General features: G+C 64.5%; 16 protein-coding genes. 4 read left to right on the top strand and 12 right to left on the bottom strand.

What is annotated here, in order from left to right:
* Window positions 1–23: 23 nt before the first annotated feature.
* The 4 genes from CGLAUT_RS00875 to ssd are packed head-to-tail and all read right to left on the bottom strand — an operon-like array spanning window position 24 to window position 3,512.
* Window positions 24–584 (bottom strand): type II secretion system F family protein, encoded by a 561-nt coding sequence (locus CGLAUT_RS00875; RefSeq protein WP_095659064.1) that lies wholly within the window; start codon window positions 582–584, stop codon window positions 24–26.
* On the bottom strand, window positions 581–1,351 hold the full coding sequence (locus tag CGLAUT_RS00870; protein WP_095659063.1) for a type II secretion system F family protein: 771 nt from the start codon (window positions 1,349–1,351) through the stop codon (window positions 581–583). Before CGLAUT_RS00870 ends, CGLAUT_RS00875 begins: the two co-directional genes overlap by 4 nt.
* Window positions 1,351–2,487 carry a TadA family conjugal transfer-associated ATPase gene (locus CGLAUT_RS00865; RefSeq protein ID WP_095659062.1) on the bottom strand — a complete coding sequence of 379 codons (1,137 nt, stop codon included), beginning with the start codon at window positions 2,485–2,487 and terminating at the stop codon, window positions 1,351–1,353. The genes CGLAUT_RS00870 and CGLAUT_RS00865 overlap by 1 nt, the downstream gene beginning before the upstream one ends.
* Window positions 2,484–3,512: a septum site-determining protein Ssd gene (gene ssd, locus CGLAUT_RS00860; RefSeq protein WP_290185711.1), complete on the bottom strand. Its 1,029-nt coding sequence runs from the start codon at window positions 3,510–3,512 to the stop codon at window positions 2,484–2,486. The genes CGLAUT_RS00865 and ssd overlap by 4 nt, the downstream gene beginning before the upstream one ends.
* A gap of 122 nt (window positions 3,513–3,634) precedes the next feature.
* Between ssd and CGLAUT_RS00855 the strand changes: the two genes are divergently transcribed.
* The 3 genes from CGLAUT_RS00855 to CGLAUT_RS00845 all read left to right on the top strand — a co-directional run bounded on the left by CGLAUT_RS00855 (window position 3,635) and on the right by CGLAUT_RS00845 (window position 6,031).
* Window positions 3,635–4,438, top strand: coding sequence for an HAD family hydrolase (locus tag CGLAUT_RS00855; protein WP_290185709.1), 804 nt, complete (start codon window positions 3,635–3,637; stop codon window positions 4,436–4,438).
* 175 nt (window positions 4,439–4,613) lie between these two features.
* On the top strand, window positions 4,614–5,210 hold the full coding sequence (locus CGLAUT_RS00850; protein ID WP_095659059.1) for a phage holin family protein: 597 nt from the start codon (window positions 4,614–4,616) through the stop codon (window positions 5,208–5,210).
* Between the two features lie 74 nt (window positions 5,211–5,284).
* Window positions 5,285–6,031, top strand: a complete 747-nt coding sequence (locus CGLAUT_RS00845; RefSeq protein ID WP_232507136.1) for an alpha/beta fold hydrolase — start codon at window positions 5,285–5,287, stop codon at window positions 6,029–6,031.
* On the opposite strand, the gene CGLAUT_RS00840 is transcribed toward CGLAUT_RS00845, so the two are convergent.
* From CGLAUT_RS00840 to nth, 4 genes are all read right to left on the bottom strand, one after another.
* Complete coding sequence (locus CGLAUT_RS00840) at window positions 6,012–7,217, bottom strand: MarP family serine protease (RefSeq protein ID WP_290185706.1); 1,206 nt, start codon at window positions 7,215–7,217, stop codon at window positions 6,012–6,014. The genes CGLAUT_RS00845 and CGLAUT_RS00840 overlap by 20 nt on opposite strands.
* A gap of 75 nt (window positions 7,218–7,292) precedes the next feature.
* A complete protein-coding gene (locus CGLAUT_RS00835) occupies window positions 7,293–8,018 on the bottom strand; it encodes an NUDIX hydrolase (protein WP_095659057.1) in 726 nt (241 codons plus the stop codon).
* Window positions 8,018–8,608: a TlpA family protein disulfide reductase gene (locus tag CGLAUT_RS00830; RefSeq protein ID WP_095659056.1), complete on the bottom strand. Its 591-nt coding sequence runs from the start codon at window positions 8,606–8,608 to the stop codon at window positions 8,018–8,020. The genes CGLAUT_RS00835 and CGLAUT_RS00830 overlap by 1 nt, the downstream gene beginning before the upstream one ends.
* A 6-nt stretch (window positions 8,609–8,614) precedes the next feature.
* Window positions 8,615–9,469, bottom strand: coding sequence for an endonuclease III (gene nth / locus CGLAUT_RS00825; RefSeq protein WP_095660955.1), 855 nt, complete (start codon window positions 9,467–9,469; stop codon window positions 8,615–8,617).
* A gap of 311 nt (window positions 9,470–9,780) precedes the next feature.
* Here nth and glxR point away from each other — a divergent pair, with 311 nt between their 5' ends.
* Window positions 9,781–10,464 (top strand): CRP-like cAMP-activated global transcriptional regulator GlxR, encoded by a 684-nt coding sequence (gene glxR / locus CGLAUT_RS00820; RefSeq protein WP_095659055.1) that lies wholly within the window; start codon window positions 9,781–9,783, stop codon window positions 10,462–10,464.
* Window positions 10,465–10,498: 34 nt separating this feature from the next.
* Here glxR and CGLAUT_RS00815 read toward each other — a convergent pair whose 3' ends face one another.
* The 4 genes from CGLAUT_RS00815 to CGLAUT_RS00800 are packed head-to-tail and all read right to left on the bottom strand — an operon-like array spanning window position 10,499 to window position 12,347.
* On the bottom strand, window positions 10,499–11,311 hold the full coding sequence (locus tag CGLAUT_RS00815) for an MBL fold metallo-hydrolase (protein ID WP_095659054.1): 813 nt from the start codon (window positions 11,309–11,311) through the stop codon (window positions 10,499–10,501).
* Between the two features lie 10 nt (window positions 11,312–11,321).
* Complete coding sequence (locus CGLAUT_RS00810) at window positions 11,322–11,792, bottom strand: RidA family protein (protein WP_095659053.1); 471 nt, start codon at window positions 11,790–11,792, stop codon at window positions 11,322–11,324.
* Window positions 11,793–11,795: 3 nt separating this feature from the next.
* Entirely contained in the window at window positions 11,796–11,951 is a 156-nt protein-coding gene (gene sp36, locus CGLAUT_RS00805) for a Sp36 family protein (protein ID WP_095659052.1), read from the bottom strand.
* 39 nt (window positions 11,952–11,990) lie between these two features.
* Window positions 11,991–12,347 (bottom strand): WhiB family transcriptional regulator, encoded by a 357-nt coding sequence (locus tag CGLAUT_RS00800; RefSeq protein WP_095659051.1) that lies wholly within the window; start codon window positions 12,345–12,347, stop codon window positions 11,991–11,993.
* Window positions 12,348–12,362: the final 15 nt, after the last annotated feature.

The raw sequence follows: 12,362 nt of genomic DNA, 5'->3' as shown, positions 1-12,362 counted from the left end.
TGTGAGTTGTTGTCGATGGGTTGCTAGTTGAGCATTTCGCTGCCCAAGCTGATCACCACGGGAGCCAGCCCGAGGGTGAAAAACGCGGGCAGGAAAAATGCGGTAAGCGGGATTGCAATGAGGACCCCGGCACGTTCTGCTTTCGCGGTGGCGCGGTCTGCGGCTTCTGCTTGGAGACGCTCCGCAATCCGCACGCACCCAGCTGAAAGCGAGGTGCCGGAGGAGTTGGACAAAGTGACAAGACTGGCCAGGTCGGCGCCGCCAGGGACGCTGGCGAGTTCCGACCAAGCGCGCTCGGGTTCGGCCCCGAGCGCCAACAACGCGGCAGTGGTATGCCATGGATGTGCCTCCCCGGCGTAGGTATCTGCGACTGCGGCGGCCGCATGCGGCGGGGGCAACCCCGCCTGGGCGCAAGCGGCGAAGAGGCGGAGGTCACTGGCACATCGGTTGAGGTTGAACCCCTGCGGACCATCGCGGGGGTTCTTGGTCCGCTCGGGTCGGCGCGCAGGGAGTCGATGCTTAGGCGCGGTGGGTGGCAGCGCAATCGCCGCGGCGAAGAGCAACGTGGTGAGCGTCGAGATCATGCGGCGGCCCTCCGGATGATCTCATGGGACACCAGGACTCCTGCGCAGACTAACGCAGTCCCGACAACGAGCAGCACTGCCCCGATCCCAGATCCGGTGAGGTAATCAATTGGGTTAGCACCCATTGCACTCCCCATCGCGATCCCCGCCAATGGGAGCAACGACAGCACCGTCGCGGTGGTCTTCGGGCCAGCCAGCGCAGCGTCAGTGGCGGTCCGGTGCCGCACGGCGTGATCGATTTCATCGCGGGCGTTGGCGAGCAGGCCTTTGACGGGGATTCCACGGGTAGCGGAAAGTGCCCACAGGGAAGCAACGCGTTTGAGCTCGGGAGTTATCAGTTCGGGGACCGCGCTGCCACTTGCGGAGGCGTTCGCGATGTTTAGGGCATCACGGCGGATGGAGGAGGTGTCATTGCTGAGGCGGTCCGCGGCGCGTCTCGCCGCATCAGTGAACGTCGCTCCAGCGCCAACACTTTCAGCGAGGTGGCCAATGTAATCTGCGGCGGCGCGAGTCCCGGCTGCTGCGTCGCGATCCTTTCTGCGGCTGTTCACCATGTGCACCGCTGTCGCAGCAGCGAGCGCGGCCGCGATGACCACACCCGCTTTATCGAAAGCAAAGGCGGCGATGGCCACCACAGCGACGGTGGCGGGAATCCACGCTGGATTCCGGTTTCCGAGAGCGGCGGCGCGGATACGAATCATCGGACGCGGGGGCTGCATGAGCGCAGCACCTGCCAGGCAGCATGCAGCGAGGGGGATACTGGCCATCACAACTCCTCGTACCCTTCAGCTGGGCCGGTGGTTGCATCCCAGACCACGCGGGCGTTCACTGGCTGGCCCTCAAGTACGCCGATTTGCTCCACGCGACGTTGGCCGTCAGGGTGGCGTTTCACCACGACGATCAGATCTACTGCGGCCGCTAGTTGGGCGTGGAGCCCGGCTCGGTCGAGCCCGCCGAGCGCGGCGAGTGCCTCGAGGCGCGCGGGGACCTCCCCGATGGAGTTCGCGTGGAGTGTGCCGCCGCCCCCATCGTGGCCGGTGTTGAGCGCGGCGAGCAGGTCGATGACCTCCGCCCCGCGAATTTCTCCGACCACAATGCGGTCCGGGCGCATTCGCAGCGCCTGACGGACCAGGTCGGCGACAGTGATCTCGCCAGCGCCGTCCGTGTTTGCCCCGCGGGTGCTTAGGTTCAGCACATGCGGATGAGCCGGGGTGAGTTCGCGGGTGTCCTCGATAGCGATGATCCGCTCAGCAGGATCGACCTCAGCTAGGAGCGCGGACAACAGCGTGGTCTTACCTGAACCGGTGCCACCGACAACAAGGACGCTTTTTCTTTCCCGGACGCACTTGCACAGCAGTGCGGCACGCTCGGCATCGATCGCTCCACGGCGCTGCAGATCTTCCAAGCTAGCGGTGGCAGTGCGCAGCACGCGCAGCGAGATGCAGGTGCCCGGCTGCGACGTGGGAGCAACCACCGCGTGGAAGCGCAGCAAGGTGCCGTCTGGGCGGGTGAGGTGGCCATCGCAGTAGGGGTGGGCGTCGTCAAGCCTGCGCCCGCAATTGAGCGCAAGGCGGGTAGCGAGTCGGCGAACATCCGCGTCGGTTGCGAAGGGGCGATCGGCAACTGGCTCGAGGCCTCGACCTCGATCGATGAAGATCTCATCCGGCCCGTTGACGCAGATGTCGGTGACTTCGCCGCCCAGCAAGAGCGTTTCGAGGGGGCCAACTCCGGTCGTATCTTCGCGTAGCCTGCGCATCATGTCGAGTACGTCGATATCACTGATCACTACCGCTTCCTCGCGGATAAGGTGGGCAAGGCGCTCAGGGCCGGGTGGCTCCGGCTCGTCGGCGATGCGGCGTTGGACGCGCTCGAGAATTGCGATGTCGTTCACTGGGTTGGTCATCTCGCACCTCGCGTGGCCTCGGCGAGCACCGCGTCGGCAGCGTGGGCAAGCGGCCGGGGCAACCTCGCTGGCAACCCTCCGCGTTCGATGGTGCGTGCCAGACCGCGGCAGGTGCGCAACCTGGCGAGCACTCGGGATCCCGTTACGCGTTCAAGCTCACTCTGATTCAGCGACGCCCACGCGCAGTCGCGCACGATGAGGCCGTGGGCGATGCCGGCTGCATCGCACTGGGCAACGATTGCCGCCGCTGCGGCAGCCGGGCGCAGCTGTGCGGGCACAACAATGCCCGCGAGATCGCAACGAGGAGGGATTGCGCTGACAGGGGCGTCGATCACCGTCACCCCGTCCGACGCGCAAGCGGCCACGGCAGCGTCGACGTCCTCGGCGCGGAGTGGGAACGGATCGACAATCGTGGTGCGGGCGACCGTGAGCACCGCGACCTGCGCGTCAGTTGAAGGCAGCGCACGCAGCAAATCCCCGCGAGCAATGACCCCCTCCCCGAGTTCGATCTCGCCCCAACGAGCACCCGGTACTTCCTCAATCCCCAGTAATAGATCGAGACCCCCGGAACGCGGATGCGCATCAACAAGCACGCTGCCTGCACCCGCGCGGGCACTCACAGCCGCTGCAAGGGTGGACACGCCGGCACCACCCGCGGCACCGACCACCGCGATGACCGCACCCGCAGCCGCAGGATCCGGTTCACCGCGCAGTGAAAGCGCTCCGAGGGCGCGAAGCAAATCAGCGGCCTGGGCGGGCAGCACAAACGCACCGGGTGGTGCTGCGCCCGGAGACGCGGTGATGACAAAGGTGGTTGGGGTTGGGGTGGGCGGACCCAAGGAGCCGTCGATAAGCGAAGCGAATGCTTTTGGCTGCATGCGAGCGAGCTGCACCTCATCGCTGACCTCAACCACTGGCCTTCCGCAGGCGGCGGCTATGTGCAGGGCCTCCGGGTGCAACAACGGATCATCGACCGCGACGAGAATCGGAGCCGGGCGTGGATTTGTTAGTTGCGTTTGTGTCATGCACTTAGCGTGCACGAACGAAACATAAACGGCAAGGGCCCGTCTCCAAACTGTGGATAACTCGGCCGTTTCGGAGATTTGTCACTAATTCTTGTGTGGATAACGGTCTACACTGCTGATGTATGGCCACCCCGAAAATTGCGGCGTTTTTCGACCTGGACAAGACGATCATCGCGACCTCGTCCGCGTTCGCCTTTGGCAAGCAATTTTTCAACAACGGCCTGATCACCCGCCAGGAAGCGATCGACATGTACCTGACCAAGGCGTCGTACATGCTGGTCGGCCAGTCCAGCGAAAAGATGGACACCACCCGCGACGCGCTCGCACAGATGGTGCAGGGCTGGTCTATCGAAGAAATACAGCGCATCACGACGGAAACGATGCGCACCGTTGTCACCCCGGCGATCTACGCCGAGGCCCGCGAGCTAATCCAAGAGCACCAGGCCCGCGGCCACGACGTGATCATCATTTCCGCGTCAGCGTCGATCCTGGTCGAGCCGATTGCGCACGAGCTTGGGGTGAACACCGTCGTTGCCACAGAGATGGAGATTGTCGACGGCCAACTCACCGGCGAGGTGACGCGTTACCTCAAAGGCCCTGCGAAGGCGGTGGCAGTCCAGCAGTTCGCCGACGAGCACGGCTACGACCTCGAGGCCAGCTTCGCATACTCCGATTCGGCGACGGACATTCCGATGCTGGAGTTAGTGGGCAACCCAGTCGCGGTGAACCCGGACCGGGCACTGCGTAAACACGCGCTCAGCGAGGGGTGGGATACCCGCAGCTTCAAAGACCCAGTGCCGCTGATTCAGATGCCGAATGCCCGCGAAGTGGGCATTGGTGCCGGCGTGGTTGCGGGCGTGACCGCGATTGTGGTGGGCGGAGTGCTTATCTCGCGGGCCCTGCGAAAGGAGAAGCGCTCTGCGTAGTAGCAGGCGACGAAGAAACCGGGGGCACGTTCCGGGCATGTTCTTAGGCAAGTTGGGCAGAACATGGCTACTGTTGAGTGCGATATCGCTCCGCGTCGCTGCGCTCGAGCTGCCACGAAGCTGGCAAACCACGCAGAGATGGCGAAGCCGCGCAACGTGAGGAAGGTTTAAAACAGTGAGCAACGAAGGTCTCTACACCAGCGGTTCCACAGCCGTGTCCGCGAAGGTGGACTCCATTCCGCTGCGCGACACTGGTGTGACGCAGCCAGGCCAGGATTCCATCGGCACCCTGATTTCCAACGCGACCGAGCAGGTGTCCACTCTCGTCCGCGGCGAGATCGAGCTGGCCAAGGCCGAGGTGGTCGGCGAGGTGAAGAAGGGCGCGATTGGTGGCGGCATGTTCGCAGTCGCGGGCGTGATCGCTTTGTACTCCACCTTCTTCCTCTTCTTTGCGCTGGCTGAGATGCTGGCGTCCTGGATGCACCGCGGCTGGGCGTTCCTCATTGTCTTCTTGATCATGCTCGCGCTCGCAGGTCTGATCGCGTTCCTGGGCTTCCGCAACCTGAAGAAGATCAAGGCACCGGAGCGCACCGTCCAGTCCGTCAACGAGCTGCGCAACCTGGTTCCGGGCCAGGCGCAGCAGAACCTGGCAAAGGACGAAAGCGGTCTCTACACCACCTCGCCGGTGGCCGCACCGGCTGGCACGGGCGCAGCACGCACCGTGCCGGCGGATCGCCGCGGCGGCTCCACCGCAGTCAACACCGACAAGTAGACGCCGCCTCTCACGCCCGCGCCCTTAGACCGCTAAGGACGCGGGCGTTTTCCAATGCTGAAGGGACCAACCAAGTGGCGCCCCACCCGCCTAACGTCGTCGAGCTTGAGGGCGACTTCAACCACCGGATGCTGCACACCCGCGGCACCCGGCTCCACGTTGCGGAGGCTGGCAATCGGGGTGACCCACTGATCCTGCTTATCCACGGCGCTTTCGGGGGGTGGTTCGACTTCAAAGATGCCATCGCGCCGCTTGCGGCCCATGGCCTCCACGTCGCGGCCCTTGATGCCCGCGGCTTCGGGATGTCCGACAAGCCCCCGCACCGCGCCGGCGACACGTTGCAGATCCTCTCCGGTGACGTGGAAGGCGTCATTCGCACCCTCGGCCACACCCGCGCGGCCGTCGTGGGTGCAGACACCGGGTCAGTAATTGCTAAGGCAGCGGCGAAGCGCCACAACGAGCTGATCCACCAGGTGATCTCACTCCCCACTTCGAGCGGGTTCCCTGCCGCCTTAACCAGGCTGCCAGCGCCGCTGCTCAGCCTAAGCGAGCGCGCACTCGACTCGATCTGGCGGGCCAACTTTGTGGCAGAAACCAGCGACGCATTTCACGCATCACAGGACTTTCAGGAGCACCTGGCGCTGCGCCTCGCAGCCCGCCGCATAGACAACGCGCTCTCACACATTGTCGCCGCATCGCGGTTGCGCCCCTTTACGGCTCAGGACAGCGACTTAGACGGGCCGATTGCGCAGCTCGCGCTGCCGCATGTGGAGGACCCGACGGCGTTTGTCATGGCCGTCGTCAAGCTGCTGGACCTGTAGCCGCGCCGACGCAGGCCTGGGTGTCGACCGGGTCGACCAACTCGGAGATCTCCCCCACGCGCTCCTGCACCTGCTGAGTCGTGAGTGCATAGCCGGTGTCGGTGGAGTCCAGCGACGCGCCGAAAATCATGCCGACGACCTCACCCTCCGGGGTGAGCAGCGGCCCACCAGAGTTGCCCTGACGGATTACGCCGCGGATGGTGTAGGCCTCGCGTTGCACCCGGCCCTGGGCGTAGATGTCGGGACCGGAGATGTTCATTCGGCCGCGAATGCGCGCTGGCGCCGCCTCGAACGGTCCTGACAGCGGGTAGCCCATTACTATCGCGTCATCGCCGTTGACCAGCGTGTCCTCATGCCACGCAAGCGGATCGATGCCGAGGCGCTCCGCACGCAGCACGGCGATGTCCACGTCTGGGTCGTAGAACACCACATCGGCGCGCTTGACTCCCACCACCGTGTTCAGCGCCACCGAGTCCGTGCCAGCGACGACGTGGGCGTTGGTGAGCACGTAATCATCCGCGATGACAAAGCCGGTGCCCATGAGGCGGCGCTGGCACGAGCCCGAATCGCCCATGACCTGGACCACTGCCGGCCGGGCGGTTTTGACCACAGCTTGGTCCAACACGTCCGGGTCCGGAGCGTCCACGTGGCCGCCGCGCGGGGAGCCGAACGGGGAAACCAGAGGCGGCAAACCTGTCTCATCCAGCATGACCGCAAGCCGTGCGGGAAGCTGGCTCAGGTTCGGCGGCGCCACCGCGTCAATGCCATAGAGCACCGACGAATTACGGATTGCGTCACCGGTCTTGCCCGGCAAGGCAGACGCCAGCGGAATGGAGATGAACCAAACCACCAGTGCAGTGGCCAGCGCCTGAAACACTGCGCCCACAGCGGAGTCAACGATCTGAGTGGAGCGGCGGCGCACGTTGTTGCGCAGCTGTGCGCCAGCAGCCGCCCCCACAACGTTGCCGACGCCGACGAAAAGCACCACTAAGGTGACCAGGATGACCACGCGCAGCGACTGCGCGTCGGCCGCACCCATTGCCAACGGTGCCAGCGCCAGCCCGACGACCAGGCCGGCGACAACACCAACTGCGGAAAGAATCGAAGACAGCGCACCTTGACGCCAGCCTCCGATCACGGCAATAACGATCAGCAGGATGAGGGCTGCGTCGAGAACGATCTGCACGCCGCCGCCACCTCCTCTACGTTTCGCTTGTCTGGGGCTCCGGATCTTCGGGCATCCGGGCTAGCTTACCCCCGGTTAGTGCTGCTGCTCCCCGTTGCAGGACTGCGCCAGCGTGTCTTCAAGGCTGTGCACCGTGTCCTCGTCATAGGAACGCGCCCACCCGCCGAACTCCAAGACCACACTGAGCAGCACCCCGGTAAACCCCCACACCAGGTAACAGCCCACATGAAATGCGGGCCCTGTCCAGCCCCGCCATCCCACGGTGATGCGGTTTTCGGGCGCAACCAGCTCTCGGAGCGGCGCGAAGAATACGTCATCGGTCTCCACCTCGCTGGCCGGGTACACCTCGCCCGGATCGGCAGCGTAGGCGAGCACGGGGCGCACCCGTTTGCGCGAACCGCCGGTCGTGACCGCGTCGAAAACCCCAAGTGGGGTCACGCGGTGGCGCTCGAGGCCAGTCTCCTCTGTGGCCTCACGCAGCGCTGCGTCGACAGGACCGGAATCGCCCGGGTCGATCTTGCCGCCGGGAAATGCCATCTGCCCGGAGTGGCTGCGCAGTTTGGGGTGCCGGTGGGTGATCAGCACCGCCGCATCGTCCGGGACGGTTGCCGCATGCGGATCGCCGGTGAACACGATCAGCACAGCAGCTTCATCTTCACGGTCGCGCTGTGGAACCCGCGAAGCCAACATCTCGCGCACCCGACCGGAGTGCTCAGATGTTCCCAGCTGAGCGATCAGCGGGCGCAGCCACTGTGGCGCCGCATCTGGGCGCAGATCTACATCGCCGGTAGCGCGCCCCATCAGGAGAGCGCCCCGTCGACAGCCGCCTCGAGCTCCTCCAGGGAGTTGAATGCCTGCGGGAACATACCCACCGGTTCGCCGCCCTGGTACACCAGCGTGATCGGCACCACTCCGGGCAGCCCCTGCAGGCCCGCAAAGCGATTCGTGTCGTCCTGGTAGCTGGGAAACGACACGTCCAGCTCATTCATCATCGCGACCCCGTTTGTCGCGTTTGCGTCGGCATGCACCCCGACCACGCTGTACTCCGGGTGCGCGTCGGCAAGCGCCTGGGTAATCGGTAGCTCGCGTTGACACGGCTCACACCACCACGCCCAGAGGTTCACCACGGTGATGTCGTTGAGCTCACCGGGCACGTCTTCGCCGCCGAGGCACGGTAGATCGATGCCCCCGACGCCACCTGCGACGCAATCCGCGCGCTGGTCCGCATTCGGCACAAACGTGATTTGCGACGGCCCCACCGCCGATTCCGAAGGCGCGGCGTCCGAGGCCGCGTCGTCTTCACCGCCGCGCAGCAGCACAAACGCGCCCGCAAGCACTAAGACCGTGACCACGGCCACCGCCACGACGCTCCAGATCGCCGATTTCTGCACGCTTGCTTACTCCTTCTCGCTTTCAGCGTCGGGCATGCCAACCAGACGCAGGATGTGCTCGCGCTCCTCCCCCGTCACCAACGCGGCCGCCTCCGCGGGCTCAGCCGGGCCGACGAGGCCGAAACTAGGACAATCGAACGCGATCGGGCAGGCGCCACACGCGGCCTTTCGGGCGTGGCAGACGCGACGCCCGTGGAAGATGATCCGGTGGGAGAACATCGTCCATTCCTTCTTCTCAATCAGCTCCCCCACGGCGTGCTCGATCTTCACCGGGTCCGTCTCCTCGGTCAGCGCAAGTCGCTTCACCAGACGTTGAAAGTGCGTATCCACGGTCAGCCCCGGAAGCCCGAATGCATTGCCTCGCACCACATGCGCAGTTTTGCGCCCCACTCCCGGCAGCCGCACCAGATCCTCCACCTTCACCGGCACTTCCCCGCCGTACTCGCTCACCAGCATCTGGCCCAGCCCGATCAGGTTCGCCGCCTTCGACCGGAAAAATCCCGTGGGGCGGATCAGCTCCTCAACCTCGGCCTGATTCGCCTCCGCGTAGTCGGCCGCGGACGGATATGCGCGAAACAGCGCCGGGGTGACCTGATTGACCCGCACGTCGGTGGTTTGCGCCGACAACACCGTCGCCACCAACAGCTCAAGCGGGTTCGTGAAGTCGAGCTCCGCATGGGCATCAGGAAAAGTCGCCGCCAACGTGCGGTTGATGCGTCGCGCGCGGCGCACCCTCCCAAGGTCGGTCTCCGTCCCCTTCGCAGCCGGGTGGGTGCCTGGTCGCCGGAGCTTTCGCTTGCTTATCGACGCCCCGTTGTCCGCCCTACCGGTCCCCGCAGGCGTTTCTGAATTTTCAGGCATGCCGATCATGCTAGCCCGTAGGATGGACACCATGAGTTTCCTTTTAGTGGCGCTAGTGCCTCTGGGTGTCGGGTTGTTCACCGTGGGTATGGAAGGAATCGAGCGCACCGTCGTGGGAACCGGAGCTATCGCTGGGATAGGATCTTTAGCCGATTAGCTCTCATGGAAAAAATTGTGATGGTAGTCTCGCTAACGTCAGAGCGAGATGTGATGAAATCACAATTTCATGCCCCGAGTGAGAAAAACCACGCAGTACCCGCACGTAGTTAGCGTGATGCTCACTCCCCTCATGGGGCGCGCGAGGAGGTTCAATGGAAGGCGTGCAGGAGACCCTTGCCAGAGCGGGCATTTTCCAGGGGGTTGACCCTACTGCGGTAGGTGCCCTCATCGAGGACATGGAGACCGTGACGTTCCCTCGCGGAACGACGATCTTCGACGAAGGCGAGCCAGGCGACCGGCTCTACATCATCGTCTCCGGCAAGGTGAAGCTCGCACGCCACGCTCCCGACGGCCGCGAAAACCTGCTCTCCGTGATGGGCCCGTCCGACATGTTCGGCGAACTCTCCATTTTCGATCCCGGCCCGCGCACCTCTTCCGCTGTCTGCGTCACCGAGGTCACGGCGGCAACGATGGACTCGACGATGCTCAAGCAGTGGATCGATGAGCACCCGGAGATCTCGCAGCAGCTGCTTCGCGTCCTTGCTCGCCGCCTGCGCCGCACCAACGCATCGCTCGCGGACCTTATCTTCACCGATGTCCCCGGCCGTGTCGCCAAGACCCTGCTCCAGCTGGCAAACCGCTTCGGCACCCAAGAGGGGGGCGCGCTGCGTGTCAATCACGATCTGACGCAGGAAGAAATCGCCCAGCTGGTGGGCGCCTCCCGCGAAACTGTGAACAAGGCGCTTGCAACCTTCGCTCACCGCGGTTGGATCCGCCTCGAGGGCAAGAGCGTGCTCATCGTGGACACCGAGCACCTCGCTCGGCGCGCACGCTAGCGGGGCGCCCCGCTAGCTGTACTGCGGCCGCTGCTTATTGCTGCTGTTTCAGGTAGCGAAGCGTCACCCGGGTGGATTGCTCTGCCGCGCCGCGCAAAACCGGGTCGACATCGTCATAGATCGCGTCCACCAGGGTGTTGATGTCCACGTCCTCGCCATACTTCGCGAGTGCCTCCCGGATCTGGTCGAGGCGTAGGTTTCGACGGTCGATGTACTTGCGAGCGTACGCAGACAGATCCGCTCCTTCTGGGCCGTGGCCCGGAAGCAGGGTGACATCCTTGCCGTCGGTTTGCAGCCGCTCCAGAGTGGCCAGATAGTCACCGAGGTCACCGTCGGTCTCAGAGATCATGGTGGTGTGGCGGCCAGCGATCGTGTCGCCGGTGAGAATCGCCTCCGGCGCCCCCGACTGATCTCTGGTCGGGTAGACGTAGAAGCACACCGAATCGCGGGTGTGACCCGGGCTAGCCACCACTTTCAGCGTCGGGGTGATGCCGTCGACGCTGATCACTTCGCCGTCGGTAAGCGGCTCCGCTCCCAAGCAATACTGCGGATTGAAAGCGCGAACCGGCGCTCCTGCAAGCTGGCGGAAGCGCTGTGCACCATCTGCATGGTCGTGGTGGCGGTGCGTGAGCAGCACCAGAGCGACTTTCTCGGCGCGCGCCTGAAGCACGTTGAGATGCCCCTCGTCGGCAGGACCCGGATCAACAACGATGCTGAACTCATCCTCGGGTGCACGAATCACCCAGGAGTTCGTGCCTTCAAGCGCCGCGTAACTCGGGTTCGGTGCCAAGACGACGGCTGCGGAAGCCGTCACCGGGCGAAGCTGACTGTAGGCGGGATGTTCCATGACCACTACTTTAGCTGCCTGCGGCGCGCAGCTCGACGACAAGCTCGATCTCAACGGGCGCATTCATTGGCAGCGCGGCAACCCCGACGGCGGAGCGAGCGTGCTCGCCAGCCTCTCCGAAGATCTCCTGCATCAGTTCCGAAGCGCCATTGACCACCGCCGGCTGACCAGTGAAATCAGGGTCAGAGGCGACATAGCCGACCACTTTGAGCACTCGTGCAATCTCGTCGACACCGACTAAGGCATCAACGGCAGCGATTGCGTTCAGTGCGCAGTGGCGGGCGTAGGTGTACGCATCTTCCTGCGATACTGCGGCACCGACCTTGCCGGTGGCGGCGAGCTCACCGTCCACAAACGGCAGCTGGCCGGAGGTCCACACCTGGTTGCCGGTGCGCACTGCCGGGACGTACGCAGCGACCGGAGCGGCGACAGCCGGCAGCTCAATCCCCAGTTCAGCGAGACGATCGCTCCATTTGGCCATGGTTTAGCTCAACTCCCGCTTCATGTAGGCGACTACGTTGTCTGGGTTCGGGCCCGGGGTCACGGCAACTAGTTCCCATCCGTCCTCGCCCCAGGAATCAAGGATCTGCTTGGTTGCATGCGAAAGCAGCGGCACGGTGGCGTATTCCCATTTCGTCATGAGATCCACTGTACCGCTGCCCGGAGGTCGCGTCGGCGCTTAGAGGCCTTCGATCTCGCCTCCGGTGGCGAGGTGGGTAGCCCAGTCAGTGACGTGCGGGTTTTTACGCAGCACTGCGCGACGTTGACGTTCGGTCAAACCGCCCCACACCCCGAACTCGACCTTGTTGTCCAGCGCGTCCGCACGACACTCCACGAGCACCGGGCAACGGCGGCACACCGCTGCCGCCTTGCGCTGTTCCGCCCCGCGGACGAAGAGCGCATCCGGATCTCCGGAGCGACAGTGCGCCTGAGTGACCCACTCCCCCCGATCAAAAACCAGGTTGCCAGCTGCATCACACTTTTTGGGGGTGGTGCTGCGGGCATCAACGGCGGTCTGTCCCAGCGTGGCGGTCATGTCAGGCCCCTTTCA

Origin of the sequence: Corynebacterium glaucum (assembly GCF_030408855.1) — a bacterium.
GTDB classification, from domain to species: domain Bacteria; phylum Actinomycetota; class Actinomycetes; order Mycobacteriales; family Mycobacteriaceae; genus Corynebacterium; species Corynebacterium glaucum.
Note: the sequence above shows the minus strand (reverse complement) of the source record. Positions and strands in the feature narration are given on the sequence as shown.

Bases quoted from the DNA above. Each gene is read 5' to 3' on its own strand.
- CGLAUT_RS00875 (WP_095659064.1), bottom strand. From the start codon at position 584: ATGATCTCGACGCTCACCACGTTGCTCTTCGCCGCGGCGATTGCGCTG.
- CGLAUT_RS00870 (WP_095659063.1), bottom strand. From the start codon at position 1,351: ATGGCCAGTATCCCCCTCGCTGCATGCTGCCTGGCAGGTGCTGCGCTC.
- CGLAUT_RS00865 (WP_095659062.1), bottom strand. From the start codon at position 2,487: ATGACCAACCCAGTGAACGACATCGCAATTCTCGAGCGCGTCCAACGC.
- ssd (WP_290185711.1), bottom strand. From the start codon at position 3,512: ATGACACAAACGCAACTAACAAATCCACGCCCGGCTCCGATTCTCGTC.
- CGLAUT_RS00855 (WP_290185709.1), top strand. From the start codon at position 3,635: ATGGCCACCCCGAAAATTGCGGCGTTTTTCGACCTGGACAAGACGATC.
- CGLAUT_RS00835 (WP_095659057.1), bottom strand. From the start codon at position 8,018: ATGGGGCGCGCTACCGGCGATGTAGATCTGCGCCCAGATGCGGCGCCA.
- nth (WP_095660955.1), bottom strand. From the start codon at position 9,469: ATGCCTGAAAATTCAGAAACGCCTGCGGGGACCGGTAGGGCGGACAAC.
- glxR (WP_095659055.1), top strand. From the start codon at position 9,781: ATGGAAGGCGTGCAGGAGACCCTTGCCAGAGCGGGCATTTTCCAGGGG.
- CGLAUT_RS00815 (WP_095659054.1), bottom strand. From the start codon at position 11,311: ATGGAACATCCCGCCTACAGTCAGCTTCGCCCGGTGACGGCTTCCGCA.
- CGLAUT_RS00810 (WP_095659053.1), bottom strand. From the start codon at position 11,792: ATGGCCAAATGGAGCGATCGTCTCGCTGAACTGGGGATTGAGCTGCCG.
- sp36 (WP_095659052.1), bottom strand. From the start codon at position 11,951: ATGACGAAATGGGAATACGCCACCGTGCCGCTGCTTTCGCATGCAACC.
- CGLAUT_RS00800 (WP_095659051.1), bottom strand. From the start codon at position 12,347: ATGACCGCCACGCTGGGACAGACCGCCGTTGATGCCCGCAGCACCACC.